This window comes from Rhizobium cauense, assembly GCF_019511525.1.
In the GTDB taxonomy this organism is placed as follows: Bacteria; Pseudomonadota; Alphaproteobacteria; order Rhizobiales; family Rhizobiaceae; genus Rhizobium; species Rhizobium cauense.
The window spans coordinates 12,673-38,866 of sequence record NZ_JAEUAT010000026.1 but is presented as its reverse complement, the minus strand read 5'-3'; the positions used below and the strand labels follow the sequence as shown (position 1 = coordinate 38,866).

At 58.5% G+C, this 26,194-nt stretch carries 25 protein-coding genes; 8 read left to right on the top strand and 17 right to left on the bottom strand.

Features of this window, described 5'->3' with window-relative positions; translation table 11 throughout:
- Nucleotides 1–6: 6 nt before the first annotated feature.
- The 5 genes from JNB88_RS30435 to JNB88_RS30415 all read right to left on the bottom strand — a co-directional run bounded on the left by JNB88_RS30435 (nt 7) and on the right by JNB88_RS30415 (nt 5,493).
- Nucleotides 7–1,020 carry an ABC transporter permease gene (locus JNB88_RS30435; protein WP_220358692.1) on the bottom strand — a complete coding sequence of 338 codons (1,014 nt, stop codon included), beginning with the start codon at nt 1,018–1,020 and terminating at the stop codon, nt 7–9.
- A complete protein-coding gene (locus tag JNB88_RS30430) occupies nt 1,017–2,018 on the bottom strand; it encodes an ABC transporter permease (RefSeq protein WP_220358691.1) in 1,002 nt (333 codons plus the stop codon). Before JNB88_RS30430 ends, JNB88_RS30435 begins: the two co-directional genes overlap by 4 nt.
- Nucleotides 2,019–2,028: 10 nt before the next feature.
- Nucleotides 2,029–3,564 carry a sugar ABC transporter ATP-binding protein gene (locus JNB88_RS30425; protein WP_037129879.1) on the bottom strand — a complete coding sequence of 512 codons (1,536 nt, stop codon included), beginning with the start codon at nt 3,562–3,564 and terminating at the stop codon, nt 2,029–2,031.
- Nucleotides 3,565–3,636: 72 nt separating this feature from the next.
- Nucleotides 3,637–4,632: a rhamnose ABC transporter substrate-binding protein gene (gene rhaS, locus JNB88_RS30420; RefSeq protein ID WP_037129882.1), complete on the bottom strand. Its 996-nt coding sequence runs from the start codon at nt 4,630–4,632 to the stop codon at nt 3,637–3,639.
- A 51-nt stretch (nt 4,633–4,683) separates the two neighbouring features.
- Complete coding sequence (locus tag JNB88_RS30415) at nt 4,684–5,493, bottom strand: DeoR/GlpR family DNA-binding transcription regulator (protein ID WP_220358690.1); 810 nt, start codon at nt 5,491–5,493, stop codon at nt 4,684–4,686.
- A 201-nt stretch (nt 5,494–5,694) separates the two neighbouring features.
- Here JNB88_RS30415 and JNB88_RS30410 point away from each other — a divergent pair, with 201 nt between their 5' ends.
- On the top strand, nt 5,695–7,791 hold the full coding sequence (locus JNB88_RS30410) for a bifunctional rhamnulose-1-phosphate aldolase/short-chain dehydrogenase (protein WP_220358689.1): 2,097 nt from the start codon (nt 5,695–5,697) through the stop codon (nt 7,789–7,791).
- A 61-nt stretch (nt 7,792–7,852) separates the two neighbouring features.
- On the top strand, nt 7,853–9,145 hold the full coding sequence (gene rhaI / locus JNB88_RS30405) for an L-rhamnose catabolism isomerase (protein ID WP_220358687.1): 1,293 nt from the start codon (nt 7,853–7,855) through the stop codon (nt 9,143–9,145).
- 306 nt (nt 9,146–9,451) lie between these two features.
- On the opposite strand, the gene JNB88_RS30400 is transcribed toward rhaI, so the two are convergent.
- The gene (locus JNB88_RS30400) at nt 9,452–9,661 is read right to left on the bottom strand and encodes a hypothetical protein (RefSeq protein WP_037129892.1); all 210 of its coding nucleotides are present in this window, start codon (nt 9,659–9,661) and stop codon (nt 9,452–9,454) included.
- Nucleotides 9,662–9,786: 125 nt separating this feature from the next.
- On the opposite strand from JNB88_RS30400, the gene JNB88_RS30395 reads away from it, so the two are divergent.
- The gene (locus JNB88_RS30395) at nt 9,787–10,410 is read left to right on the top strand and encodes a TetR/AcrR family transcriptional regulator (RefSeq protein ID WP_220358686.1); all 624 of its coding nucleotides are present in this window, start codon (nt 9,787–9,789) and stop codon (nt 10,408–10,410) included.
- A gap of 32 nt (nt 10,411–10,442) precedes the next feature.
- Here the strand turns inward: JNB88_RS30395 and JNB88_RS34460 are convergent, their stop codons facing one another.
- From JNB88_RS34460 to JNB88_RS30380, 3 genes are all read right to left on the bottom strand, one after another.
- Nucleotides 10,443–10,652, bottom strand: a complete 210-nt coding sequence (locus JNB88_RS34460) for a hypothetical protein (RefSeq protein WP_156142436.1) — start codon at nt 10,650–10,652, stop codon at nt 10,443–10,445.
- 11 nt (nt 10,653–10,663) lie between these two features.
- The gene (locus tag JNB88_RS30385) at nt 10,664–11,101 is read right to left on the bottom strand and encodes a DUF1810 domain-containing protein (protein ID WP_037129897.1); all 438 of its coding nucleotides are present in this window, start codon (nt 11,099–11,101) and stop codon (nt 10,664–10,666) included.
- A gap of 69 nt (nt 11,102–11,170) precedes the next feature.
- Nucleotides 11,171–11,479 (bottom strand): hypothetical protein, encoded by a 309-nt coding sequence (locus JNB88_RS30380; protein WP_220358685.1) that lies wholly within the window; start codon nt 11,477–11,479, stop codon nt 11,171–11,173.
- Nucleotides 11,480–11,709: 230 nt separating this feature from the next.
- Here JNB88_RS30380 and JNB88_RS30375 point away from each other — a divergent pair, with 230 nt between their 5' ends.
- From JNB88_RS30375 to JNB88_RS30365, 3 genes are read left to right on the top strand one after another with little or no spacing between them, the layout of a single operon-like run.
- A complete protein-coding gene (locus tag JNB88_RS30375) occupies nt 11,710–13,080 on the top strand; it encodes an amidase (protein WP_220358684.1) in 1,371 nt (456 codons plus the stop codon).
- Nucleotides 13,081–13,120: 40 nt separating this feature from the next.
- A complete protein-coding gene (locus JNB88_RS30370) occupies nt 13,121–13,984 on the top strand; it encodes a sugar phosphate isomerase/epimerase family protein (RefSeq protein ID WP_220358683.1) in 864 nt (287 codons plus the stop codon).
- 19 nt (nt 13,985–14,003) lie between these two features.
- Nucleotides 14,004–14,798, top strand: a complete 795-nt coding sequence (locus JNB88_RS30365) for an HpcH/HpaI aldolase family protein (RefSeq protein ID WP_220358682.1) — start codon at nt 14,004–14,006, stop codon at nt 14,796–14,798.
- 1 nt (nt 14,799) lies between these two features.
- Here the strand turns inward: JNB88_RS30365 and JNB88_RS30360 are convergent, their stop codons facing one another.
- Nucleotides 14,800–15,471: a spermine/spermidine synthase domain-containing protein gene (locus JNB88_RS30360; protein ID WP_220358681.1), complete on the bottom strand. Its 672-nt coding sequence runs from the start codon at nt 15,469–15,471 to the stop codon at nt 14,800–14,802.
- Nucleotides 15,472–16,044: 573 nt separating this feature from the next.
- On the opposite strand from JNB88_RS30360, the gene JNB88_RS30355 reads away from it, so the two are divergent.
- Together JNB88_RS30355 and JNB88_RS30350 are read left to right on the top strand one after the other, a co-directional pair.
- Nucleotides 16,045–16,329, top strand: coding sequence for an acylphosphatase (locus JNB88_RS30355; RefSeq protein WP_220358680.1), 285 nt, complete (start codon nt 16,045–16,047; stop codon nt 16,327–16,329).
- A 200-nt stretch (nt 16,330–16,529) separates the two neighbouring features.
- On the top strand, nt 16,530–17,231 hold the full coding sequence (locus JNB88_RS30350; protein ID WP_220358679.1) for a L,D-transpeptidase: 702 nt from the start codon (nt 16,530–16,532) through the stop codon (nt 17,229–17,231).
- A gap of 50 nt (nt 17,232–17,281) precedes the next feature.
- On the opposite strand, the gene JNB88_RS30345 is transcribed toward JNB88_RS30350, so the two are convergent.
- The 7 genes from JNB88_RS30345 to JNB88_RS30315 form a co-directional block, all read right to left on the bottom strand.
- Nucleotides 17,282–17,959: a dimethylsulfonioproprionate lyase family protein gene (locus tag JNB88_RS30345; protein ID WP_220358678.1), complete on the bottom strand. Its 678-nt coding sequence runs from the start codon at nt 17,957–17,959 to the stop codon at nt 17,282–17,284.
- A gap of 173 nt (nt 17,960–18,132) precedes the next feature.
- Nucleotides 18,133–18,912 (bottom strand): pyrroline-5-carboxylate reductase, encoded by a 780-nt coding sequence (locus JNB88_RS30340; protein WP_220358677.1) that lies wholly within the window; start codon nt 18,910–18,912, stop codon nt 18,133–18,135.
- An 89-nt stretch (nt 18,913–19,001) separates the two neighbouring features.
- Complete coding sequence (locus JNB88_RS30335) at nt 19,002–19,721, bottom strand: hypothetical protein (protein ID WP_220358676.1); 720 nt, start codon at nt 19,719–19,721, stop codon at nt 19,002–19,004.
- A gap of 22 nt (nt 19,722–19,743) precedes the next feature.
- On the bottom strand, nt 19,744–20,922 hold the full coding sequence (locus tag JNB88_RS30330; protein ID WP_220358675.1) for a gluzincin family metallopeptidase: 1,179 nt from the start codon (nt 20,920–20,922) through the stop codon (nt 19,744–19,746).
- Between the two features lie 40 nt (nt 20,923–20,962).
- Nucleotides 20,963–21,718: a TfuA-like protein gene (locus tag JNB88_RS30325; RefSeq protein ID WP_220358674.1), complete on the bottom strand. Its 756-nt coding sequence runs from the start codon at nt 21,716–21,718 to the stop codon at nt 20,963–20,965.
- 9 nt (nt 21,719–21,727) lie between these two features.
- Nucleotides 21,728–22,933: a YcaO-like family protein gene (locus tag JNB88_RS30320; RefSeq protein ID WP_220358673.1), complete on the bottom strand. Its 1,206-nt coding sequence runs from the start codon at nt 22,931–22,933 to the stop codon at nt 21,728–21,730.
- A complete protein-coding gene (locus JNB88_RS30315) occupies nt 22,917–25,988 on the bottom strand; it encodes an ATP-binding protein (protein WP_220358672.1) in 3,072 nt (1,023 codons plus the stop codon). The genes JNB88_RS30320 and JNB88_RS30315 overlap by 17 nt, the downstream gene beginning before the upstream one ends.
- Nucleotides 25,989–26,194 lie beyond the last annotated feature (206 nt).

Here is a 26,194-nt window from a genome sequence, read left to right as displayed (position 1 = left end):
ACCCACTCATTTGGTGCTCATGGCTTTGATGCGGCGCGCGATGATCGGAATTGCGATCGTCACGATCAGCAGCAAGCCGATGAAGATCGACATCACGATACCGGGCACGTTGAGGAGGCCGAGACCAAAGGTGACGAGACCCATGACAAAGGCGGCGATGACGACGCCCCCAATCTTACCAGAGCCGCCAAGGATCGAAACGCCACCGAGGACCACCATGGTAACAACTTCAAGCTCCCAGCCTTGCGCGATCGACGGGCGCGTGGACCCGAGGCGGGAGGTCAGGCAGACGGCGGCAACTCCGCTCATGACACCGGTCAGCAAGAACAGGATGAATTTGACGCGCTCTACTGGAATGCCCGAGAAGCGCGCCGCAAACTCGTTGTTCCCGATCGTGTAAACCTGACGGCCGAAATTTGTGGCGTGCAGCAGGATAGCAAAGACAATCGCCAGCACGATGAACAGTACGAACTCAAAAGAGAATACCCAGAACACATAGCCCTGGCCGAAGTAGGCGAAGTCTTCAGGATAGCCACCATAGGCCTGGTCGCCGAGGACGATGTAGGAAATACCTCGAAAGAGGCTCATGGTACCGATGGTTACGACGATGGACGGCAGCTTCATGACCGATACCAGGAATCCATTGAACATGCCGCAGAGCAGTCCAACGCCGATGCCGATCGCAACAAGTCCGGGAGCACCCACTCCGGCCTGAGCAGCAGCACCCATCGCGGTCGAGGCAAGTGCTATGATGGCGGCAACAGACAGGTCGATCTCGCCAACGATCACCAACATTGCCATAGCAAAGGCGATCATCGCTTTCTCGGTGAAGTTGAAGGTCGCGTCGGAAAGGTTCCAGGCATCGAGGAAATATGGCGATGCAACTGAATTGAAAATGAAGATAAGGACCGCGACGCCAAAGAGCAGCACCTCCCAGCTCGACATTATCCGCTTGAACGGAGTGCCGAGACGGTCGGGAATAACGCGCTTTTCGGTGGCTGTAGAAACGACGGTGCTCATGCTGCCACCTCTGCCGGGTTTTCTGAGGCGGCCTTGTCGCGCAGGATGATGCGGCCGCGATTGCGTTCGCGCCGTGCATTGAAGACGACGGCAAGGATGATGACGGTTCCCGAGATCGCCATTTGCGTGAAGGGCGAAATGCCGATGACCGGAAGGGCATTCTTGATGACGCCAAGGAATAAGGCGCCCAGCACTGTTCCAATGACGGAGCCGACGCCCCCGGCAATTGAGATTCCGCCAATGACACAGGCAGCTACACTGTCGAGTTCAAAGCCATTGGCGATATCAACATAGGCAACCGCATAGCGCGATACCCAGAGATAGCTAGCGAGGCCGGCGAGCGCGCCCGATAGGACGAATGCCAGGAACTTGGTCCAACCAACATCGATGCCGGCGTAAACGGCTGCCGTCGGATTGCCGCCAGCGGCATAGGCAGAACGCCCGAACTGCGTGTACTTCAGAAGAACATAAATGAGAGCGACGACAACAATGGCGGCCCAGCTAAGGACAGGCATGCCGGCGACAACAGTGCGAGGAACGTTGAGGAAGGTTGGCGTCATCTGGTGAGCATTGACCCATTCGCCACCCGACAGCACGAAGGCCATGCCGCGATAGATGGTAAGCGTACCCAGCGTGACGACGATCGGCGGAATCTCAAGTGCCCATACGAGGAAGCCGTTGATAGCTCCGAGGAAGGCGCCGATGAAAATGGCTGCAAGGATAAGGGCAATAAGCGGCAGATCGGGATAGGTCGCGTTCAACATCGCGATTGCCATACCCGTGAAGGCCAGATTTGCAGCAACCGACAGGTCAATCGATTTTGTGAGGATGACTGTCATTTGCGCCAGCGCGAGAATGATCAGGATCGACGTGTCGTTGAAGATCGCAGCGAGGTTGCCCGGTGTTGCGAAATCCTGGGCTCGTGTCGAAAATATCGCGACCATTATCGCGATAATTGCGAAGAGTAGGGTTTCGCGTTTTTTCAGCAGTCTGGACATTCTGTTTACCTCAAGCGTTGCCGGTCGCCGCGCGAACCAGCGTTTCCGGCGTCAGTTCCTTGCGTTCAAAGAGGCCGGCCATCAGACCCTCCTTCATGACGAGGACCCGGTCGGACATTCCGATGATCTCCGGCAACTCTGAGGAGATCATGATGATGGAGAGCCCTTCGGCAGCAAGCTCGCTGATGAAGCCATGAACGGCAGCTTTCGAGCCGATGTCGATACCCTTGGTCGGCTCGTCGAGGATGATCACCTTGGGCAGGGTTGCCAACCACTTGCCGATAACGACCTTCTGCTGGTTGCCGCCTGACAGTGTGCCGACCGGCACGGAAAGGGCTGCCGCGCGCAGGTCAAGCCGCTCTGCGTATTTTCGTGCCAAGGCAAACTCATTGGCCGCCTTCAGGAAGCCCTTCCGCGAGGTGCGTGCAAGCGAAGGCAGCGTCATGTTCTGGTAGATCGGCATCGGCAACGCCAAACCGTGGCGGCCGCGCTCTTCCGGGACGTAGACGATGCCTGCACGGATGGCGTCGAGCGGCGAATGGACAACAAGATTTTGACCGTCGAGTGTAAGGCTTCCAGAGGCCGGCTTGGTGATGCCGAAGAGCGATTGGCAGAGTTCGGAGCGACCGGCGCCGATCAGCCCGTAGACACCGAGGATCTCACCCTTGCGGAGGGTAAAGGAGATATCGCGAAACTCGGTCTGGTGACAGTATTTCTCTACCTGCAGAACCGGACCGCCGATCGCAACGTCAATTTTGGGGAACGCATTCTCGACGTCGCGCCCGACCATGAGGCGGACGATATCGTCTTGCGGCGTCTGCTTGAGTTGGCCGTGGCCAACAGCACGCCCATCGCGAAAGACGACAAAGTTATCGGCGATCTCATAAAGCTCGTCGAACTTGTGGCTGATGAAAAGGATAGCCTTTCCCTGTGCCTTCAAACCGTCGACGATCCGGAAGAGATCATCGATTTCTTTGCGTGAAAGGGCCGCGGTAGGCTCGTCCATGATGACGATGCGAGCCTCGATCGAAAGGGCGCGGGCGATGGCTACGAGATGGCGTTGTGCAATCGAGAGATCCTTCAAGCGGATCGTCGGATCGATATTACTTTCAAGGGAATGCAGCAATTGCTTGGAGCGACTGTTCATCAGTTTCCAGTCGATTGTCCGGAACCTGGTGCGCGGCGCATGGCCGAGGAAAATGTTCTCGGCCACCGTCAACTCGTCGAAGAGGACGGTCTCCTGGTGAATGGCGGTTACGCCGACATCGATCGCGGCTTGCGCGTTAGCGAATGTCGTTGGCTTGCCGTCGACGATGATCTCGCCTTCGTTCGGCCGATAGATGCCCGTCAGGATCTTGACGAGTGTCGATTTGCCGGCGCCGTTTTCGCCGATCAGTGCAGTCACCTTGCCGGGATAGAGCGCGATGCTGACGTTATCGAGAGCCTTCACGCCCGGGAAAATCTGCGAGATGCCACGCATCTCCAGAATCGGGCGTGCGTCGTCCGCCTTGGCGCTCGCGACGGGTTGTTGAAGGGCAGTGTTCATCAGCGTCTACCAGTGTTCATTGGGAAAGGCCCGGCGGCATGAACCGCCGGGTTTTGTGTCTTCAGCGAGGTCTTAGAAAACCTTCGAGAACTGGTCGATGTTCGACGCATTGTAGACAAAGGGATCGGCCATCGCGGCTTCGCCGTTTTCGCCAACCTTGATCTTGCCCATGCGGCCGGCTTCAATTTCGGTGCCAGGCTCGCCCGTCGCGTCACCCTTGACCAGGTGATAAGCAATCTGTGTTGCGGAGTAGCCGAGGTCGATCGGGTTCCAGATTGCGAACTCCTTCGTCGCACCCGACTTGATCGCACCTGCCATTTCTGACGGCAGGCCGAGGCCCGTTACGTAGACCTTACCGACGAGACCCTTGTCTTCGACAACCTTCGACGCAGCCAGAACGCCGACGGTCGTCGGAGCGACAATGACCTTGACGTTCGGGTTGGACTTCAGCAGGCCTTCAGCTTCGCGATAGGACTTGTCAGACAGGTCGTCGCCATAAACGGTTGTAACGAGGTTGAGACCAGCGAAGTCCTTGAGCTGCTTCTTCATCTGGTCGATCCAGATGTTCTGGTTCGTCGAGGTGGTGGTTGCAGACAGGATTGCGAAGTCGCCCTTGCCGCCTTCAAGATGATCCTTGACGAGCGTCAGGCACATCTTGCCGATCAGTTCGTTCGACGACGGGTTCAGCTGCAGGATACGGCCGTCCTTGTTGACGCCGGAATCCCAGGAGATGACCTTGATACCGCGCTGCTTGGCCTTCTTGAGGGCCGGTACGACAGCGTCCGGATCGTTGGCGGAGATCGCAATGGCGTCAACGCCCTGAGCGATCAGCGAGTTGATGACTTCGATCTGGCCTTCGGCCGTCGTCGAGGTCGGGCCGGTGTAGATTACTTCTACGCCGCCGAGTTCCTTGGCTGCTTCCTGTGCGCCCTTGTTGGCAGCTTCAAAGAAGCCGTTTCCGAGAGACTTTACGACAAGACCAATCTTGACGTCCTTGGCGCTTGCTGCGCCTGCCATCAAGGCGACGGCAAAGGCGACGCCCACTGCCAGTGTTTTTGCGAGTTTCATGCTTTCATCCTCCCACGTTGTTAAGGCTTGAATACATCCTGCCGGTGCCACTCACGCGACCGACGAGGAATCCTCCTTCGCTTGCGAGATCGTGCTCGCAATGACGAGTCTGATGCCCGCATCCTCGATCATCCGTACCGACTCTTCGGGAATTCCCTCATCGGTGATGATGGTCGAAACACGGTCGAGCGGGCACAAGATCAGGCTCGACCGGCGGTTAAACTTGCTGGAATCAACCATGACGACGAGTTCGTCGGCCTGGTGCATCAGCTTCTGTTCACTCTGAATAATCTGCGCGTCGGCTTCCATGATGCCGTGCGGCCCTACGCCCTGTGCGCCGATAAAAAAGCGACGGGCGTAGAAATTGCGGATCGCATCATTGTCGAAAGGCGACAGGATCAGGCTCTGCTCGCGATAGATCACGCCTCCAGGCACGGTGACCGTATTCTTCGAGTGCTTGACGAGATGCTCTGCGATCGCAAACGAGTTCGTCATGACCTGCATGCGATGGGCCGCCATGAAGTGCACCATCTGGAAGGTGGTGGTGCCACCGTTGATGATGATCGCATCGCCGGGGTCGCACAAATCGACTGCGGCTCGCGCTATTGAGCGCTTTTTATCGATATTGACTGATTCTGAAACGCGGAATGGGCGTCCGGCTAGATTTCCGAGCTGCGGTGGATGCACAGCCTCCGCCCCACCGCGAACGCGGCGGATCTTTCCCTGCACATGAAGGGCCGTGATGTCACGTCGAATGGTCGCCTCAGAAGCCTCGGTCAGCTCGGAAATATCCTGAACCGTGACAACGGACTTCTCCTGAACGGCGCTCAGAATGATGCGATGGCGTTCGCGTTCGTGCATGGGGTTCCTCCTAGCTTGCTTATTTCGCAGTTGTGAGAATGTGTCAATCAAAAACGATCAGAAATTTGCATATTGCACTGCACAATAAGCGAATTTGATCGTTTTCGATTGACAACGCGTATTTTGATGAGCGATACCGTCAGCGCAAAGGGCGCAGTTCTCGTTCCGCGTCCTCAAGAAATTTCTTTATGGGAGGATGACATGGCGGCCACCGTCCGGCTTCTAGATAACCGTTGGGACGATGCTTACGCTGCTGGCCTCGATGAGCCAGGCAAGCTGCTGTATCGCTCGAATCTGCTTGGTGCCGATAAGCGCATCACCAATTATGGCGGCGGTAACACCTCTGCAAAGGTCATGGAAACCGACCCGTTGACAGGTGAAAAGGTCAAGGTTCTCTGGGTCAAGGGTTCTGGCGGCGACGTCGGCACCATCAAGCTTGATGGCTTTGCGACCCTTTACCAGGACAAGCTGGACTCGCTGAAGAGTATCTACAAGGGCGTTGAAGACGAAGACCGTATGGTCGGCTTCCTCCCGCATTGCACCTATAACCTAAACAGCCGCGCCGCTTCGATCGACACGCCGCTGCATGGTTTCGTGCCCTTCACGCATGTCGACCACATGCATCCCGATGCGATCATCGCAATCGCCGCTTCGAAGAACTCCAAGGAACTGACGAAGCAGATCTTTGGCGACGAAATCGGCTGGCTGCCGTGGCGCCGCCCGGGCTTCCAGCTCGGCCTCGATCTCGAAGCCTTCGTCAAGGCAAACCCGAACTCGAAGGGCGTTGTGCTCGAAAGCCACGGTCTCTTCACCTGGGCCAACGATGCAAAGGCCTGCTACGAGCTGACGCTCGAGATCATCAACAAGGCGATTGTCTGGTTCGCCGAAAAGACACAAGGCAAGACCATCTTCGGTGGTGCGGCCACGCAGAGCTTGGCTGTTGAACAGCGCCGCGCCATCGCAGCCCGCCTGATGCCCGAAATCCGCGGCCGCATCGGCAAGGCGGAGCGCAAGCTCGGTCACTTTGATGATCAGGACGCCGTTCTCGAATTCGTCAATTCGAAGAACCTGCAGCCGCTTGGCGCGCTTGGTACGAGCTGCCCCGACCACTTCCTGCGTACCAAGATCCGTCCGCTGATCGTCGATTTCGACCCGGCAAAGCCTGACGTGGATGCGATCGTTGCCGGTCTCGACAAGGCACTCGAGGACTACCGCGCCGACTATGCACGCTACTATAACGACTGCAAGCATGACAATTCGCCCGCCATGCGTGACGCGAACCCGGTTATCTTCCTCGTTCCCGGCGTCGGCATGCTCTCGTTTGCCCGCGACAAGGCAACTGCCCGCATCGCCAGCGAGTTCTATGTCAACGCAATCAACGTCATGCGCGGCGCATCGACCGTTTCGGAATATCAAGGTCTGCCTGAGCAGGAAGCCTTCGATATCGAATACTGGCTGCTCGAAGAAGCCAAGCTTCAGCGCATGCCGAAGCCGAAGAGCCTGGCCGGAAAGGTTGCCTTCGTCACCGGCGGCGCCGGCGGCATCGGTCGCGCGACAGCTGCCCGCCTGATCGGTGAGGGTGCCTGCGTGGTTCTGGCCGATATCGACCTGGAAGCCCTCGACAGCACCAAGGCTGATTTCGCCAAGCAGTTCGGTGCAGATGCCGTTCGCGGCGTCAAGCTCGATGTGACCAAGGAAGACGGCGTGATCTCGTCCTTCGCGGAAGCCTGCGTGGAGTTCGGCGGCGTCGATATCCTCGTCTCGAACGCCGGCATCGCTTCGTCCGCTCCGATCGAAAGCACCGAGCTTTCGATGTGGAACAAGAATATCGACATTCTGGCGACCGGCTACTTCCTCGTTTCGCGCGAAGCCTTCCGTCTTTTCCGCAAGCAGAACCTCGGCGGCAACGTTGTGTTCGTCGCGTCCAAGAACGGGCTGGCTTCCTCGCCAAATGCCGCCGCATACTGCACGGCCAAGGCTGCCGAGATCCATCTCGCCCGTTGCCTGGCGCTGGAAGGCGCAGAAGCCGGCATTCGCGTCAACACCGTCAATCCGGATGCGGTCCTGCGCGGATCGAAAATCTGGAACGGCGAGTGGCGCGAGCAGCGTGCAGCATCGTCAAAGATCGAGATCAACGAGCTCGAGGAGCACTACCGCAAGCGCTCCATGCTGAAGCTCAACGTCTTCCCTGAAGACATCGCTGAAGCGATCTACTTCCTGGCGTCCGATCTCTCGGCAAAGTCCACCGGCAACATCATCAATGTTGATGCCGGCAACGCGCAGAGCTTCCCACGCTAAGTCAATTGCTGCGGCGGGCGTTATGCCCGCCGCGTCTCATCCACTATCTCGGGAGGAACTCATGGCCGAGTCCAAAATCGCGCAGGATGTGATTGCGCAGGAAAACGACAAGCGCGCATCCGCGCTCAAATCCGATTACGAAGCGCTGGGCGCCAACCTTTCGCGCCGTGGCATCGACATTGAAAACGTCACGCGCCGCGTATCCGAATTCTTCGTCGCCGTTCCGTCCTGGGGCGTGGGCACGGGCGGGACGCGCTTTGCCCGCTTCCCTGGTACCGGCGAGCCGCGTGGCATTTTCGACAAGCTGGACGACTGCTCGGTCATCAACGAGCTGACGCGCGCCACGCCGAACGTCTCGCTCCACATTCCTTGGGACAAGACTGACGTCAAGGAATTGAAGGCAAAGGGCGATCAGCTCGGCCTCGGCTTCGACGCAATGAACTCCAATACCTTCTCAGATGCGCCCGGCCAGGCCCATTCATACAAGTATGGTTCGCTGAGCCACACCGACGCGGCAACGCGCGCGCAGGCCGTCGAGCACAACATCGAATGCATCGAGATCGGCAAGGCCATCGGCTCGAAGGCTTTGACCGTCTGGGTCGGCGATGGTTCGAACTTCCCGGGCCAGAGCAACTTTACGAAGGCCTTCGAACGTTATCTCGCCTCGATGGCCGACATCTACAAGGCGCTGCCTGACGACTGGAAGCTGTTCTCCGAGCACAAGATGTACGAGCCGGCCTTCTATTCGACCGTCGTACAGGACTGGGGCACCAACTACCTGATCGCCCAGACGCTGGGACCGAAAGCGCATTGCCTTGTCGACCTCGGCCACCATGCGCCAAACACCAATATCGAGATGATCGTCGCCCGCCTGATCCAGTTCGGCAAGCTCGGCGGCTTCCATTTCAACGACTCGAAGTACGGAGATGACGATCTCGACGCGGGTGCAATCGAGCCTTACCGCCTGTTCCTCGTCTTCAACGAGCTCGTTGAGGCCGAACAACGCGGCGTCAACGACTTCAACCCGGCGCACATGATCGATCAATCGCACAATGTGACCGATCCGATCGAAAGCCTGATCAACAGCGCCAACGAAATTCGCCGCGCCTATGCGCAGGCGCTGATCGTAGACCGCAAGGCGCTGGCAGGCTTCCAGGACGAAAACGACGCGCTGATGGCGACAGAAACCCTAAAGCGGGGCTACCGCACGGACGTTGAGCCGATCCTGGCGGAAGCCCGTCGTCGTGCTGGCGGTGCGATCGATCCGGTCGCGACCTACCGCGCCAGCGGCTACCGCAAGAAGGTCGCCGCAGAGCGTCCCGCATCCGTCGCCGGTGGCGGCGGCATCATCTGATCCTCAGCCTCCCAAGGCTTTTCGTGGGGCCGCTGGCGTCAAGCCAACGGCCCTTTGTGTTTGCCGCTGACCGACGATCTGCCGGTTGCGATATTCAGCCGCCTACGGACATTTCATCTTGGCGATGGAGATGGCGAGCGCTACCAAGTTCGTGTTGTCGGAGTGCCTTTCCAGATGTGGGCACCCTCGCGGGAGCGGACACTCGTAAGCCCGGGATACGCGTTTCTCGCAGTGCATGGGTCGAAACGGAAAAAGCCGTCGCTGGTTAGCGACGACTCTCACAGGGGCAGGGAAGCGCCCGAAACTTCAGCAATAGCTGCACATGGCTGCCGGATTGTTGGAAATCACGTTCAGAAACTTGCCCACCGGAGAGGTTCGCTGCTCGCGCTTCTTGGCCGCCGTCTCGAGGAGGCGTTTGAAGTCGTCGAGTTTCACGCCATCGGCACGGAGCACCATGGCGATCAGTGGGTCACGAAGGGCTTCGGTGATTGTCAGGTCTTCTCTGGTCTTGCTCATGGTTGCCTCCTTTCGTGGGCAGTCGCCCGTGTTCCACCGCAGTCGCATATTCATCGACATTGACTTTTGCGAAGGGTGGTGTTACCGGTAAGTAACAATGCATTTGTTACCGATCGGTCACATGGATGTCAAGGACCTTGTCCGCAAAAAAATCAGAATCGTTGAACCTGCTGTCTCCTGCAAACACTGACGATAAAATCCCGCCGCGGGAGCGAATTGTCTCGACCGCTGCCGAGCTTTTTAGAGAGCACGGCATACGCGGTATTGGCGTCGACGCAATTGCGGATGCAGCTCTTACCAACAAAATGACACTCTATCGCCATTTCGGCTCGAAGGACGAATTGGTGTGCGAGACGCTTCGGCGCGCCTCGGAAAAGGCGGAGGCGATCTGGCGCGAGCTTGATGCCTCTCATCCGGGCGATCCGAAGGCGCAACTGAGGGCGTGGGTCGAGGCAAGAACGCAGAGTCTCTGTGGCGAGCACGTGGGCTGCGATCTGGCCAATGCCGCGATCGAGCTGAAAGGTGAGGGCCATCCCGCCTACGGTGTTATCGAACGCCACAAGGCCGAGCAACGTGACAGGCTTGAGGCACTCTGTCTTGCAGCCGGTGCGCGCGAACCAAAGCTTCTAGCCGACACTTTGACACTCCTGCTTGAGGGTGCACGCGTAACCCGCCAGGCAATGGGTAACGACACCTGCTGCAACCACTTCTCCAAGGCCTGCAACGCCGCCATCACCGCGTTTGCGTGATGGCGCCCGTTTGCGGCGGGAACCATATGCTCTCACTGTCGTTTCTGAGTGATGTGGGAAGCAAGAAAATGAACTGCAGTTACCTTTATCGCTTGTATGCCAGACGCGCTGAACTCGAGGAAAAGCTTGAGCTCTATGAAGCGCGCAGCTGCTTTGGCGACGAAGAGATCGATGATGGCACAGAGCGGGAATTGCGGGACCAAATAGTCGAAATATCGGCTGAAATAGACTCGCTCGAGCATTCGAGCGCACCTTAATTACTTGCATCCAGAAGCTGGATCGTGCGCTCATCAAACCGGCCTTCGTAGAAGCGATCAATCACTCTGTGAAAAGGCGATCCGTGCTCACTGACGGCTGCAAAGAGTGTCATGGATGATTTTAGCTTCAAATCGTCGGGAGAACCAAAGACGTCATGCGCGGACCTGTCTTCGATGGAGAGCACGGCCTCAGCACAACGCACCATCCGGCTACCGAGAACCGGATCAGCAAGATAAGCCAAGGCTTCCTCTGCCGAACGGATGGCATATTTTTCTGCCATGAAGGATGATCCAAGACCCGCGATCTGCGGAAATATGAACCACATCCAGTGGGAACGCTTTCGCCCCGCCCTCAGCTCGGACAGCGCACGCTCATAAATGCCATTTTGCGCATCGATGAAGCGGTCCAGATTGTAATCGATCTCCCCGGGCATTGACGACCCTCCCGTGTGCGTAACTAGTTCGCCACGAGGGGTTGTCCATGCCCGGATCGAGGCATTTTCCTAGCAGGATCTGTTGGGGTAAGGGCTGTGCTCACGGCAGAAATCGACCGACGGCAGTGGTTCCGAAATCGATCCGACCGCTGACGTGTCAAGGCCAGAAGCCATGGGGACCCCAAAATGGACCGTCAATCCGGCGATCGCTAGAAGCGCAAGCGCTCCGATCACGATCGTTCGTTCCGACATCGATGGTTTGTGCGCGTTCACATGCTCGGCGTATTCTCGTTCACCCATACCGTCCAGCTCGTCATCCGTTGCGTGGTGGTGCACCACGTCGCCGCGCGCCGTGTTCCAACTCTCGCCGTTTGTCATTGTCTTTACTCCTACACTGAGGCGTGCACCGGCGTACGCTCGTCCTCTCAAGCCGGCGAATACTAGCACGCTTTCCGTCATTTGTGATGTCTGCGGTTCAAGTTGAAGACCGGATACGCAAACGCAGTGTTCATAAAATCGAACCAATCGGTTTGATCTGACTTTAAGGGCTTGGCGTGCTGTCGAAATTCGGCTTAGTTCGGTGCGTCAGACAGATTGCGGAAACCCCCATGACGAAACCTTTTGGCGCGATGTCTATCGCGCAGCTTTCCAGTCTCATCCAGACAGCAGCCGTTGATCCTATCGACGTGACCGAGGCTGTTATCGAAGGCATTGAAGCCTACCCGGATCAATCAATCTTTACTGCAGTTCTCAAAGAGCGCGCGCTTGGCGAGGCAAGGACCTCGTCGAAGCGATTGAAAGAAGGGCGCTCACGAGGGCTACTGGACGGCATACCCCTCGCCTGGAAGGACCTTTTCGACATCGAGGGGAGGGCGACATCCGCCGGGTCAACGATACTTGCCACTGAGCCCGCCGCACAAGCAGATGCGGCAGTTGTTTCGGCCCTGAGGCATGCCGGTGTCATCTCGGTCGGTTGCACGAACATGAGCGAGTTCGCCTTCTCGGGGCTTGGGCTTAACCCGCATTACGGTACACCCCACAATCCGCGTAGCCCCGACGTTCCGCGCATTCCCGGCGGCTCGTCATCCGGTGCCGGCGTGGCGGTCGCGGCTGGTCTCCTGCCGGTTGCGATCGGCACCGATACCGGGGGGTCGGTGCGCATCCCCGCCGCCTTCAATGGTATAGTCGGCTACAAGGCAACGCGCGGTCGCTACCCTATGGAGGGCGTCTTTCCTCTGGCGAAGAGCCTCGATTCACTGGGTCCCCTGTGCAGGACTGTCCAGGATACCGTATGGATCGACGCGGGTATGCGCGGCGCAGCTGCGCCATCCGTCGTAAGGCGCCCGCTCAAGGAACTGGACATTGTGGTTCCTGAGAATGTGGTCTTCGATGGCGCGGAGGCTGGCGTCGTTGCTGCGTTCGAAACTGCCATCGACTGGCTCGTTGCAGAAGGAGCCTCAGTAAGCCGCATCAAAATCCCCGCTTTTGACGAGATCCTGGCGCTGATGGGGAAATACGGCGCGCTTGTTACAGCAGAGGCCTTCGCACTTCACCGCGAACGGCTTGCCGGGCCGCAAGCTTCTGAAATGGATCGCCGTGTCGTGATGCGAACGAGGATGGGCGAGAAGACGACATTGGCGAGCTATCTTGCGATACTCGAGGGACGCGAAAGGCTGATTGCCGATGTCGGACGCCTTATCGGCAATAGCTTCATCGCACTCCCAACGATCGCTCATATCGCACCACCAATTGAGCCCCTTGAGGCCGATGACGATCTCTTTGTTGCCACCAATGGGAAGACGCTGCGCAACACCATGCTTGGCAACTTCCTCGACTGGTGTGGTGTCTCGATCCCCTGTGGTACGGGCGACGCGAACATGCCGGTCGGGTTCCTGCTGTCGGCAATAGGTGGGCGGGACGAAGATCTCCTTGGTGCGGCCTTGTCGGCGGAAGAGGTCATCCGCGGCGATTTCATTTGAGACTGCGGGCAGCTGCTGCCGGCTGTGAGTGGAGGAGAATATGATGGAAGGCATTTTAGACAGTAGCCGATTTGCGGTTTCGACATGGTCGCTGCATCGGCTGCTGGGAGCCGTTTATCCCTATAGCCCTGATCCGGGAATGAACGTAGCTCGCAAGGAGCCATACGGGGCCGGACGCGCCTCGCTGATAGATGTCGCGGGACAACTCGCCAAGCGTGGCATCGGCCGGCTTGAAGTATGCTCGTTCCATCTGCCGAGCCTTGACCATGGCTATCTGGTGGAGATGCGCGAAGCGCTCGAGACGTCTGGGGTTCTGCTTCAGACCCTGCTTGTAGAAGACGGAGATCCAAGCCATCCGCAAGAGGCCGAGCGCGACATTCGCTGGATTGCCGGCTGGATCGAAATTGCGGCTGCGCTAGGCGCCAGGAACATGCGGGTCATCGCAGGCAAGCAGGCACCCACCAAGGAGAACCTTGAGCGCTGCGCCCACCACCTTGCGTGGCTCGCCGCACAAGCCGAAGGCAGCGGCGTCCGCATCGTCATCGAAAACTGGTTCGACCTTCTTCCCTCGCCGAAGGAGACGAACTGGCTCCTCGATGCTCTTGAGGGGCAGGTCGGCCTGAATGGCGATCTCGGCAACTGGGCTGCTCCTGAAAAATACGCAGGGCTCGCCGACATCATGCGCCGGGCAGAGCTCTGCCATGCCAAGGCAGAATACAATGATGCAGGGCTCGATGCGGCAGACTACCGCAAGACTGTCGAAGCGTGCCGGAAGGCTGGCTACAGCGGGCCTTATACGCTGATTTATGATTCACCATTTTTTGCCGACGAGTGGGATGGGATCCTGCTGCAGAAGGCCTTCATCGAGGAACTTCATCAGGAAAAGCAGCGCGCGGCCGTTTAGGCCGCCAAAGGAGAATGCAATGAGCATACCAACGATGATCGACAGCTTCGCAAAGCGGATCACAAGCGGTGGGGGCGGATTGATTTCCGCGTGGATCGGTATTCCGGATCCACTTTTTGTCAATCATCTGGCGCAGGAGGCGTTCGATGCGGTCGTGCTGGATATGCAGCACGGTGTTTGGGGTCTTGGGTCGGCGGCTGTTGCCATTGGGCAGGGAAGGCTTGCCGGAAAACCGGTGCTCGCAAGAATTCCGGTTGGCGATTTCGCCTCTGCGTCGCGGCTCCTCGATTCTGGCGCATCGGGGATTATCGCCCCCATGATCAACTCGGTGTCTAATGCTGAAGCTCTGGTCAAGGCAACCAAGTATCCGCCACTGGGCGAGCGCAGTTGGGGTCCGACGCTTGCGTTGAACCATACGGGGCTTTCTGCAGCGGACTATCTCGCGTCGGCAAATTCGCAGACCGTGACGATTGCCATGATCGAAACGCGCGCGGCGCTCGATGCTGCGGACGAAATCATGCGGGTCGACGGTATCGACGGGATCTTCGTGGGACCGTCCGACCTGTCGATTGCCCTCTCGGATGGAGCAAAGCTGGCGCCCGACACAGCCGAGATAGACGGAGTGCTCAAGCACCTCATCGCGCGGTGCCGGGCCCACAGCAAGTTCGCCTGCGTCTTTGGCAGCAATGGCGAGCGGGCCGGCGAACTCCTGAAAATGGGCTTTGATCTCGTCATTGCCGGGGCCGACACCCAGCAACTGCGTGCAGGCGCAGCAAGCGCCATCGCGGCTGCACGTCGCGTTCAGGCAAGCTGAATTATTTGACGGCAAGCCAGATGACATGACGTGCGCCGCCGCGCTTGCCGTTGGCGCGCGTGTTGACCGCCTCGACGGAAAGGCCGCAGTCGCGGAGCCGCTTGGTAAAGCCTGCGTCCGGTCCTGACGACCAGACCGCGAGAACACCCCCGGGTCGCAGGGCGTTGCGGGCTGCCGTGAGGCCCGCAAAGTCGTAGAGACGATCGTTGGAACGGCGGGTAAGACCGTCGGGCCCGTTATCCACGTCGAGGAGCACCGCGTCGAACTGCAACTTGCTTCGCCGGATGAGTTCGCTGACGTCGCCCTCGTGGATGCGTACGCGTGGGTCGTCCAGGCACCCCCGGAACACTTCCGCCATCGGGCCGCGTGCCCATTGCACCACCGCTGGAATCAGCTCCGCGACGGTGATAGTGGCGTCTTGCGGGCAAACCGACAGGGCCGCGCGAAGCGTGAACCCCATGCCGAGGCCACCTATCAGAACATGTGGATGAGGCCGATCCCTGATTTTTTCATGGGAAAGGGTCGCCAACGCCTCCTCCGACCCGCTCAGGCGGCTGTTCATCAGCTCGTTTGAACCCAGCATGATGGAGAATTCGCTGCCTCGTTGCTTGAGGCGCAATTCGCCGCCTTCTCCAGGAATCGGTGCGGAATCAAGTTGGATCCAGGGGAGCATAGTTTCGTGCCTCGCGTTTCGCGGTTCCCCTAGCACAGATACGAGAGCGCCGCGAACCTTTGAGAAGGTTCGCGGTTGCCGGAAATTGGAGTTCAGTTGTTGTCAAGGCATGCTTGGTTGCTGCCTTGAACGCCGCGGCGTTGTGGCGGGCATCGCGTCCACTGTATGTTGCCGGAGTTTGTCGTGCTGCCGGTTACGGACGTGTCGAACGGTATTGCGAATCCGCCGCTTGGTGCTTCGTCCTCTCGGGACGTACCGAGAGGAGGCGAACCGTCGAAGCGGCCACTGGCGTCCATGCCCATGCTCGACTGTGCGAAGGCTGAACCGGCGAAACTGAACATGAGAACTGAAGTCACTGCGATAAGCCTGCGCATGATCGAGATTCCTTCACGTTGATACACTTATGAGTATAGAGCGCCGTTTGATTTGCGCCAGCCGGACAAAGGGCACTTGCGCGGAAAATTGCACGACATTGGGCTGTTGATGGCATTTGCAGCAACACACTCACTGAACGCGCTTGAATTATCCTTCCGTACTCCAGATTGCCTATAGGCGGCTGGCATGGAGGCTGGGATGGGCGAGGATCGAAAGGCGGTGCTGGTGCGGATATCCGGCCGGGTACAGGGCGTGAGCTTTCGTGTCTGGACGCGCGCGCAGGCCGAGCGACATGGTCTGGCAGGTTGGGTTCGCAACGAGGACGACGGATCCGTGAAGGCTCTCATCGCCGGGCCAGAGGCTGCAGTCTCGGTGATGTTGAAGGAGTTCTGGATGGGGCCGGTCGGGGCCAAGGTCGTTGCTGTCGAGGTAGAGGCGGTCTTAGGTGGCGTGATGCCTTCGGGATTCCGGATCACGAAGTAGCAAAAGGGGAATGGATTTCGGCGCGGTACTACCTTCCCCGCCGGGGATTGTTGCACGCCGCCAACAGGTGCGACTTAACAGCTCTTGATTCGCACTATTGAAGGCCGCAACCACATTTCGGCCATTGTATGCACGAGTTAGAGCATGTCTCGCCTATTCAAATTACGAAATCGGAATCTTTGAAATTGCATGCCACGTCCATGATCCGACCGCTGCTGGCAGCGGCCGGTGCCTCACTTCTTGCAGCCTGTACACAACTTCCGGCGGAGCGAATTGTCGTAACTGCCGATGTCCCATCGGCCCACGCCTTTGATGCTGCGCCTGAACCGCAGATCCAACTGGAAATGCGTGCTCCCGACAAACCGGATTATGCGCTGGCCTATGCCGAAGTTGATGACGGAGAATTTCGTTGGCCAGCCATCAACCACACGCTGGTCAATCCCGAATATCTCCGCCAGGAGGTCGACTATGCAACGGATGAACAGCCGGGGACTATCGTAGTCGAGACGGAGAAAAAGTTTCTCTACCTCGTTCTCGGCGATGGCCGCGCCATGCGCTACGGTGTGAGCCTTGGTGCGCAGGGGCGCGCATGGAAGGGACGGGCGATCATTCAGTGGAAGCGGAAGTTTCCGACCTGGACGCCGACACCGGCGATGATCGGGCGAAATCCGACGCTTGAACGATGGAAGCAAGGCATGCCGCCCGGCCTCAATAATCCTCTCGGCGCCCGCGCCCTCTATATTTTCCAGGATGGCAAGGACACGCTCTATCGTATTCACGGCTCGCCGGAGTGGCAGACAATCGGCAAGAACGCATCGTCCGGCTGCGTCCGGATGTTCAACCAGGATGTGATTGATCTTTATGAGCGTGTGAAGGGAAAGGCGCCGTTGCTGGTGAAGTAAGGGCGGGTCGTCATGCATACCGATGCATGACGATCCTTCAAATGTATTGGCTACCGTTCGACATGGCACCACGCCGCCAGCAGCGGGCGCGAGGTGCATCGCATGGCGACGTTATGTCCGGCCTCGTTGAAGAAAATCGAGCCCACGGAACCGCGCTGCCATCCCTTGTCGTCACAGGAGAACTCGCAGTCGGAGAGTGCCAGGAAGACACGAGATCGATATTGAATGTGGTCAGGAAAGCGGCTGTAGGGCGCCATGATCGTCAGACCAAGTGCGACGTCGCCGCGTTCTTCCACGCCTGATGGGCCGGCGACGACGGCATGTGCGTGGGTGTGCTCGATATTGATGCTCGCAAATGGGCCGCTCTTGCTCGAAACCCACTCGAGGCTTTTCGCAACGTCGTTTATGGCTGCCGCGACCTCGGCGTAAGGCTCGCCCTTCAGTGCCAAGTTGCGCAGCGCGAACTGCAGCTGCGGGGCCAGCGGTAGCGGAGTGGGAGGCTTGGCCGCAATGGCGCCCGGCTCCTGAAGCAGGTGGAAAACCTTGCCCGCAACGAACTTTTCCATGAACGGCGCGGCATCGGACAGTAGGATGTTTCCCAAGGCACCGATGAGACGGTGGACGGGGGCAGGTCTGCGCGTGCGGCTGACAGGATAGTCACCGCTGGCCGTCCTGGTCCCGCGATGCAGAAGGAGATCTGCTTCCCTTCTCAACCGGGGCTTTGACATCGATATGGAAAACTCCTTGGCCGCGTTTCGCGATCCTTATCCCGACGCAGCAAAAAAGCAAACTGCCAGAGTGCCTTTTCCTACGCCGGGAGATGGACCTTGTCAGCAAAGCGCGACTGCATGGTTCCGGCACATTGATTTGCATCAGAGGTCATTGGCCACCGCCAACCCTGCTAGCCGTTTTGAATCCTTGCCATCACGCGGTCTAGAGCTGACGTAATCGCATCGCGACCACCGCCTCCCTGAAAATCAGTCAGCACCTGTTCGTTAAGGCCGCCCTTGGTTGCGAATTCCCGGCTGAGTTCGCCCAAGGGAACGTCATGGGCTCGCACCGCCGTCTGCGAAAGGCTGGCAAACAGTGGCGCGATGTAGGCGCGGCCCTTGCCCTTGGCGAGACCGCGTTTTTCCAACCAGTCTACCGCGGTGTCCATAATCCCGAAGACAGTGGACATCAAGGAACTGGCAGCGGCCAGAAGATCGTACTCCTCTTTGGTCTCGCATTCGATTGCCGTGCCAAGGGCGGCAAAGAGAGCAGCGGTCTCAGCGTCTGGCGGGAAGATGGCCGTCACGCCCTCGCGGTCCGCGACGAAAGGCAATGGAATGGACTGGACAAGGTGAATGTCTTTCCCGATCCACTCGAGAAGCGCCTTGCGGTCGGTCGCCGCAATGACGCTGACAACCGACTGCCCATCGCGGAACGACAATCTCCGCAGGACGTCCTCGGCAATCTGCGGACGCACTGCCAGGATGACGATGTCACTCGCGTCGACCACGCCCTGGTTGTCGGTCGCAATCGAGACTTCCGCGAACTCACCTGCAAGGCGCTGCGCAATCTCTGCATTGCGCGGCGAAATCGTTACCTGCGACGCGAATGCAGGCTCGGCCAGCAATCCCCTGACCATTGCATCGGTGATGGTTCCGGTACCGATGAACCCGATCGTCTTTGCAACCATTGGATACCTCCTTGCACCGCCGGGCCGCACGTGTTCTGGACAGCGGGATATCGTCTCCCACTATCGCTTGCAAGGAGGGGGCGTCCTGACTAGTCGCGCGCCCGCATCGGAGCCAGTGACATCGACTGGCCATAGGCCTGCGGTGACCGATTTCCCGGTAGATTTTCATCAAGCACAACCGTTTTGAGGTCGTCGGAGCGGACATCCAACGCGACTACCCGCTGTCGCTTGTCCAGCTGCCATACGGCATAACCAAGTACCGGCGAATAGCCGCAATCACAGCCACGGTCATCTCCTGTGATGTTTCTCGGTGGCGCCGGTAGCAACATGATCTGAGGTTTTGGCATTTTGTAACAATGTCCCTCGTAGGCGTAACCGTAGATGATGCCGATGCTCCTGATGTAGTTGGCTCCACCAGCGCCGTAGTCGGGCCCAGGCAGGTTCAATGTGATCGGCAGTGAGGCCAGGTCGTCGTCGAACCGAATGGAAACCATCATGTTCGTGTCGATGAAGTCTGTAAGTGCTTGCCTATTGGCTTCTATTCTCCTGTTTGCTGCTTCAATTACTCTGTCGAACAGGCGCCAAAATTCATCATTGTTCTGTGAAAAGTTGTTCATGTACGCGGGATCGGACTCAATCGCCGACCTGATCTCACTCTCATTGGCGGTTTCCAACACCGGCGCTCTGGTGATGTCCGTTGCTGGTCGACCATAAAGGCGTACCTCGCTCGGGTTGTAGGTGTCGTACGTGGGGTTACCGAGAAGGTTCGGCAGGTAGCCGACACCAGGGTTTCCGCAGCAGTCGCTCATTGTCGTCTCCTCTGGGGTTGTCTCACGAGATGATTTCACGCCACGCAAAATTGTCTTCGAGACGTTCAGCCGCCGCGCCGTCGGCAGCATCAACGATCGCCATCGCGGCCTGACCGAACGTCAATGTCCGTGCATCCAGATTTGCCAGTGCCGCACCCAGGGCACGCCCCACGTCATCACGCGCCTTCATCAGCGATAGTTGGAAGAGCAGGGGCTTTTCGCGGAAAGATTCGGCCGTCAATTCCCGGAAGCGATCAAACTCATCGAGCGCCAGCTCTCGCAGATCCACCTCGAGGAGCCGGCTCCCGGCACAGTGATTTGCGACCAGGTTCTGATGATAAAGCTCAACGATGCTGTCGAACACGGCACCGACGAAGGGAAGGGAGCGGTCGTGCGGTTCGCGGGTGACTTGCGACATCCGTCTGAAGTTTGTCGCAAGGCGGATCTGGCTTTCCGGACTGGTTTCGGCGAACCGGTTGAGCTCGTTGTAGAGCAGAAGGTTTCCACTGGTCCTCCGCAACAGCCGGTCGATGGCCGAGTCGAAATAGAGGAATGAGATGAGCGACACGCAGTCGGAAAATCCCTCGGAGAAGGGGAAGAAATCACTTTCTCGGGAAGCCCCGAGCGGGACGCCGATCTCCGAGAAGAGAATGAGATGACCAACTTCGTGGGCAATCGCATCGAAATTCAGGGCATAGGGTCTCGGAGAACCTCCGGCATGCGAGCATCCAAGTTCGAGAAAACCATAGCCTGCTTGAGCATTGTCCCATTCGACAAATGGAACAATCTCGAGTCTCGGGAGCGTGCCGTCGAAAAACCAGCGGATCTGATGGCCAAGGTAACTTTGCCAGATGTCGAGCACGCGATGAATGCAGGCGTAGGCGTGAACGCCAAAATAGGCCCGCGATCGGGGGGCAATACTGTCGAAATGCCGATCGGGACCTGCTGGTACTGGCGGACGCCTGGCGCCATCGAATGGTGGCAGGCGCGACAAACCGTAAGGCTGTTTGCTGTATAGTGGATCCGCCACATACATCAGGGCATCGCTCGGACCCTCGGAGATTTCGTCGGGAAGCATCGAAAGCCAGACGCGGTCAGGCTGTTCGTAGCCGGGGATGAACGGCGGCTGAGGAAAGATCCAGAACCGTGTCCCTGTTCCGGCCTCCCTTGGGGTCGGCGCAACATTCGGGTGTAAATCCATGTCGGCCTCGCCCTAAAGGTCGAAACAACTTTACGTTTAATCAGTAAGTATTAATTAAGGCAGTGTCAATATTTGAGGCTTCGAGATCGCGAATGAAAGTATTCGTTGCAACCCAAGCTCCGAGCGGGCGGCAACCGGAGAACTCAATTGCCAGACGAGGCGCCTGCCGCAGGGCGAGTAAGGCATCTGTTCGTTTCTGTCGGACAATTTCATGGCGCAGGTCATCTATTCCTGCGCGAGGCCAGCCTGCCGCGCGCATGACCCTGTCAAAGGTGCGATCACGGAAATTCATCTGCCGCGCTGTAGCCGTGAGAAGGTCGCGTTGAGCCGCGCCAATGCTCCCCTGGCGCATCAAAAAGGAAAACGTTCGCTGAAGATCGATGAGAGCATCCGTTACGGGAGGAAAGCCAAGTTCGACCGGACCAGACTGGATGGCGACCGCATCGTCCGGCGCCAGCGCCCAGCGCCGGTACCACCTGTAGGTCAGGCCTACGCCAATCATGCCAAATTTGCTCAGTTCCGCCGCGCGCAACGCCCCCATGCTGGCTGCCCCGATCACGACGATTCCTTGCGCCAACGCCCACAGGATTTCCTTGTGTCGCACGGATGGGCGACCTTCGAAATGCCCATCGATGATCACCATTGCTTTCGGTCGAAATGCGTGGGCAGCAAGGAGGATATCGCCCTGTGCGACAGGCTGAAGGTAAATCGCATCCAGCGTGGCCTGGGCTTCCGGCAGGCGCAATGTCGGCCCCAGAAACACCAGTATAGGCGGCGATCTATCAGTGCTACCCACATCGTCCTCCTAGCGCACGATGGAAAATGGGCGACTGCGCGGGAGCAAGATCCTGACGCAGCAAACGGTAGCATCAGAATTCGAGCCGAGCGGAATTGCAATAACGGGACCAAGGTCTGCATCTGCGATGCGGACGAGCAGATCTTCGAGGGTGGAGACCGGCCGACCTTCCACGCTTTGTGTGGAGGACACGGGATCAAGAATTAGCGCCCGGGCTCTTGAAACAATCTCGTCTATGCGCCTGTGATAGTGCTTCGCGGTCTGGTCATCCCGGGCACCCGATATCGCCCCCGCGCGGGTCGCCAATGCCTCAAGCAAGGCAGTCTCGGCCGCCACCTTCAGATCGGGTCCCGCCGAGTAGCCCTCCGTCGGCAACGCAAGTATCGGATGCCCGGCGCCACATTCGATCGTTTGGCACCAGACAACAGATATTCCGGTCGGGGAAGGCGCCTGCCAGAACCCGGCTGTTATGTTGCGCTTTGCAAGTAGACCGGTCAGCTGAGCGACACTGGAGCCAAGACTGTCGGGCGAAAGGCGCTGCCTGTCAAAAAAGCCGTGCGTGGCGAACGCTCGGGCAAGCGCATCGCGCTCAACGCATTCGAAAAGCCCATGTGCGACTGCCTGATGCCAGCTCGAATGACATGCGAGGCCCGTTGTGGTGCGCAAGAAGAGCCCATCGAAATCTGCGGGTGGTTCGGTGTAGTGAGTATGAACGAGTTCGAATGGTGCCATTCGGCGGCTACCCGTCATCAGGTCTTGGCCAGCAATCCAGGGTATCTGCGCTTGTCGCCAAGTTGGATGTGGTCCTGTAAGCTGACTATCAAAGAGCATTTCCGGAACGTCCAACTCATCGGCGCTACTGTGAACGATACGGTCGACAGGAATTGTTTCCGCATAGTGGCGCTCAAGCGCTTCCATGATCGCTCCTACAGCCGCATGTTTGATGGATGGACCGCGGCCAAGCGCAGTCACCTCGGAAAGGGCGTGTGGGCGGATTGCCTGGGCTACAGGCAAGCCAAGCCGATCGAGCCCAGTAAGGTCCGCGATGCGGGTTACGCCCACCTGCCTGCAGATCGGTCTCAACCTACACAGGAAGGCGGCAAGATCTGTCGGTTTTTCTTCGTGGTACAGGGGAGAGACACGATTGGAGGCGACGTCCTCTGCAAGGTCAGCTAGAAGTTCATCTTCAACAAGGCGTTCACCGCTCGACAACAAGCCCAAGGTCCTCGATCGACTGGTTTATTCTCTGCTCGAGGGCAACCGCTCTTTGGGTGCTGGCGATTTCTGCCGCCATGCGAAGGTCCTCCACGACCAGATTTTGGACAGCACCCGCACGAGCGCGTAGCATGGCGCGGACACGATAAAGCTCGGCCAGCCAATAGGCGTGTCCAGTCTCTCGCGCCTTGAGAATGGCCTGACTTGCAGTGCTGATAGCTTCGTCTATCTTGCCGTCGAGGCCTAACATCGCGGCCTGCATGGAAAGATAGATCGGTAGATCAATGACTGCTCCAAGCTCCGTCAGTAGATCAAACCCCTTGCAGAACCGCGCATAGCCGCCTTGGAGATTGCCAAGATGCGCGTCGGCCCACCCGCCGAAGAGAAGCGAGAGGCCCGCCAGAGTTTGCATTTCATGTTGGGCGGAAAATTCAGACATTTCTTCAGAGACGTCTGACAACCGATTGTAATTATTTCTATAAAATGCGGAAACGGCCTCCGTGTCGAGAGAATGGGCCTTGCTCGGCAGGTGAGATATCTCATTGACGAATTGCCGCATTTCCTGGAGCGCTCGGTCCGACTCATGCGTTTGGCCCGTTAGCCACAGAGACAGTGACAACTGGCCCAGGCCACAGACACGCGCATCGTGGCCGCCGTAGATGGTTCGGGCCTCGGTTGCGGTTTGTGGGTCGTAGAGCGCCAATCCCTCGCGGATCGCGTTCTGGGTTTCTCCATGGTGTCCAAGATTGAAGTCGATCGCCCAGATGCAATGCTTCATCTGCAGGCGTACTTCAGGCTCCTGGACGCCGGCCAGCATGACCTGGACCTCCATCGCTCGCTCGTGCATTGTCAAGAAATCTGACCCGGTCAGCCACCAACCCCAGTAGATCGGGAACCACTGTGACTTTTCCTCCAGCGGCTGACGATTGGCGATCTCCACTCCATCTTCGTAGAGCTTCCGCGCCGGTGGAGAATTGAGGCCAACCGCGCCGGTAAGGACCGGCCCCAACGCTGTTACGGCCGTGAGCCGCAGCCGGTCAATCCGATCGACCAACTCCAGGCCGTCGCATATTGACAGGGCGTGCTCGAGATGGTGGCGAGCCTCGGCAAGGGCTGAACGACGTGCCGCTTCCTGACCAGACCGGATAAACAGTTCGACCGCCCTCTCGTGAAGGCCCGCTCGTTCGGCATGTTCAGCAAGGGAGCTGACATCGATCCATGGTGCGATCGCTGGATCTTCGCTAACAGCTTCAAAGAGCCGTCGATGAAGCGCCTGGCTCTGCCGTCGCAGTAGCGGCTTGTAGATCGTTTCCTGGATCAGTGCGTGGCGAAAGCCGTAGGTAACCGCGCCACCAACGCGTACGTGCGTTACGAAGCCGGTATCGCACAGCATGTCTGCCGCGTTGACCAGAGCCTTCTTGCCATGGTCCGGAAGTAGCCTTTGGAGTAGCGGCAAGGTGAATCGAGTGCCCGCAACGGCGCCCGCGCGTGCCACATCTCGTGCCGGACCCAGTTGGCGAAGCCGCGCTTCGAGTATCTCCTCGAACGCGGACACATGCGTTGCAGATACCGTTTCCGGCATCGTGACGTTATCGGCACCTTTGGTGTCCGACACCCATTGGCAAATCTGTTCGATGAAGAGCGGCACGCCGCCGGAAATTCGTTCCGTTACCTCAACCAATTCCGAGAGTTCAGCCTGTCTGTGTTGCGGCCAGTTCCGTTCAATTGCCAACCGCGTTTCGCTTGCATCCAGAGGCAGTAAGTGCAGTCGCGATGCATTGGCGTCAGCCGGCCATTCTGCAAGCGGTTGGGGACGTGTGGTCGCGACGAGCAGGATCGGCAGGTCAGAGATGCCACGGATCGCTTCGATCAGAAATTCACGCGAGGTCGGATCGATCCAGTGAACGTCCTCGATGACCAAGAGTATTGGGCCAGTTTCGCATAGCGCCCGCAGCGTCCGCGATATCGCTTGTCTCGCTCGATCGCGTACGAGCTTGGCGGTGCCGCTCGCCAGGCCTTCACCACCCTCAGCACCAAGCAGATAGGCGAAGTCCTCGATAATATCATCGTCCCGTATGCCGTGTCTTCGGAAGCGGGCGGCGACCGCCGATACGGTCAATTTCGACTGCCCGCCGGTCTCGGGCATGCCAGTAAGACTATTGGCCAGGGGATGGAGCGTCGAGTGAAAGCCACCGGGAACGCATTGAAAGAAGAAGGATTTCGACCGCTCAGCTCGAGTCAAACGGCGGAACTCGTGTAGAAGGCGGGACTTGCCGATGCCGGCGTCTCCTTCAATGACGACAGTCTGTCCATTTCTCGCAACGACTCCTGACCATGCCTTCGAAAGGGCCTCGAGTTCGTCCGTACGCCCCACGAAGGAACCGCCGAGCCTGCCGAAGGCATAAAACCTGTCCACTTCGTTCTTGTGACCGAGTGCACGCCATGCCCTCTCGGGTGTCTCGAAACCCTTGAGGTTCCAGGCACCCTCGAATGAAAACGGATGTGAACGTCCCGCGAGGCGACAGGTTTCATCCGACACGAACACTGTGTTGGGAGCCGCGATGGTCTCCAGACGCGTGGCGAGTGCAAGGGCTACGCCGACGACGGGTTCATGGCTCCAGCTTTGTTCGTGGCCTCCTTGAACTAGAGCAACCGATGTGGCGATGCCGACGCGAACCTGCAGATCGGCACGACCTGCTGCCTCCCCAACGCGCCTGCACGTTTCGATGATGTGGAGACCGGCCCGAATTGCAAGGGAAGCCGCATCCCGCGGTCCGAGATCGATAGGAAATAAAGCGAGACCGCCGTCGCCCGCCTCCACTCGAATTACGCCAGAGTGTGCCACGATGCATTTGTTCGCTGCTGCTTGGAACGCGGATATCAGCTCGCGATAGTCTTCGAGATCCATGCGATGGAAGAGTTCGGTTGAGTCCACCAGATCGTAGCAAAGCGCTGTGACGATCCGGCGTTCGACGGTATTGGTTGCGGCTTGGACTTTCCTCCGGCCACGCTTGGCGGGTGGTTTCATGGCGCCATTCGGATCGTTGTCCTGCATCGCGCTTCCCTCGGTGGCCGCTAGCCCAAAGCCGCCCAGACCGTTAGGCTAGCACATTCCCAAGGCGTTGCGAGTGTGTTCCTTGTGAATTTGCCAGACGGCAGCGGAGACAAACAGTTCGCGGAATGCTGGAAATGCAGGTCGTACCTTCTCTGCAGATGTTGGCATAGGAGACAATTCGCGTCAGATTGCGCGGCGTTGCTGCG

Bases quoted from the DNA above. Each gene is read 5' to 3' on its own strand.
- JNB88_RS30435 (WP_220358692.1), bottom strand. From the start codon at position 1,020: ATGAGCACCGTCGTTTCTACAGCCACCGAAAAGCGCGTTATTCCCGAC.
- JNB88_RS30430 (WP_220358691.1), bottom strand. From the start codon at position 2,018: ATGTCCAGACTGCTGAAAAAACGCGAAACCCTACTCTTCGCAATTATC.
- JNB88_RS30425 (WP_037129879.1), bottom strand. From the start codon at position 3,564: ATGAACACTGCCCTTCAACAACCCGTCGCGAGCGCCAAGGCGGACGAC.
- rhaS (WP_037129882.1), bottom strand. From the start codon at position 4,632: ATGAAACTCGCAAAAACACTGGCAGTGGGCGTCGCCTTTGCCGTCGCC.
- JNB88_RS30415 (WP_220358690.1), bottom strand. From the start codon at position 5,493: ATGCACGAACGCGAACGCCATCGCATCATTCTGAGCGCCGTTCAGGAG.
- JNB88_RS30410 (WP_220358689.1), top strand. From the start codon at position 5,695: ATGGCGGCCACCGTCCGGCTTCTAGATAACCGTTGGGACGATGCTTAC.
- rhaI (WP_220358687.1), top strand. From the start codon at position 7,853: ATGGCCGAGTCCAAAATCGCGCAGGATGTGATTGCGCAGGAAAACGAC.
- JNB88_RS30400 (WP_037129892.1), bottom strand. From the start codon at position 9,661: ATGAGCAAGACCAGAGAAGACCTGACAATCACCGAAGCCCTTCGTGAC.
- JNB88_RS30395 (WP_220358686.1), top strand. From the start codon at position 9,787: ATGTCAAGGACCTTGTCCGCAAAAAAATCAGAATCGTTGAACCTGCTG.
- JNB88_RS34460 (WP_156142436.1), bottom strand. From the start codon at position 10,652: ATGCTCGAGCGAGTCTATTTCAGCCGATATTTCGACTATTTGGTCCCG.
- JNB88_RS30385 (WP_037129897.1), bottom strand. From the start codon at position 11,101: ATGCCCGGGGAGATCGATTACAATCTGGACCGCTTCATCGATGCGCAA.
- JNB88_RS30380 (WP_220358685.1), bottom strand. From the start codon at position 11,479: ATGACAAACGGCGAGAGTTGGAACACGGCGCGCGGCGACGTGGTGCAC.
- JNB88_RS30375 (WP_220358684.1), top strand. From the start codon at position 11,710: ATGACGAAACCTTTTGGCGCGATGTCTATCGCGCAGCTTTCCAGTCTC.
- JNB88_RS30370 (WP_220358683.1), top strand. From the start codon at position 13,121: ATGATGGAAGGCATTTTAGACAGTAGCCGATTTGCGGTTTCGACATGG.
- JNB88_RS30365 (WP_220358682.1), top strand. From the start codon at position 14,004: ATGAGCATACCAACGATGATCGACAGCTTCGCAAAGCGGATCACAAGC.
- JNB88_RS30360 (WP_220358681.1), bottom strand. From the start codon at position 15,471: ATGCTCCCCTGGATCCAACTTGATTCCGCACCGATTCCTGGAGAAGGC.
- JNB88_RS30355 (WP_220358680.1), top strand. From the start codon at position 16,045: ATGGGCGAGGATCGAAAGGCGGTGCTGGTGCGGATATCCGGCCGGGTA.
- JNB88_RS30350 (WP_220358679.1), top strand. From the start codon at position 16,530: ATGATCCGACCGCTGCTGGCAGCGGCCGGTGCCTCACTTCTTGCAGCC.
- JNB88_RS30345 (WP_220358678.1), bottom strand. From the start codon at position 17,959: ATGTCAAAGCCCCGGTTGAGAAGGGAAGCAGATCTCCTTCTGCATCGC.
- JNB88_RS30340 (WP_220358677.1), bottom strand. From the start codon at position 18,912: ATGGTTGCAAAGACGATCGGGTTCATCGGTACCGGAACCATCACCGAT.
- JNB88_RS30335 (WP_220358676.1), bottom strand. From the start codon at position 19,721: ATGAGCGACTGCTGCGGAAACCCTGGTGTCGGCTACCTGCCGAACCTT.
- JNB88_RS30330 (WP_220358675.1), bottom strand. From the start codon at position 20,922: ATGGATTTACACCCGAATGTTGCGCCGACCCCAAGGGAGGCCGGAACA.
- JNB88_RS30315 (WP_220358672.1), bottom strand. From the start codon at position 25,988: ATGCAGGACAACGATCCGAATGGCGCCATGAAACCACCCGCCAAGCGT.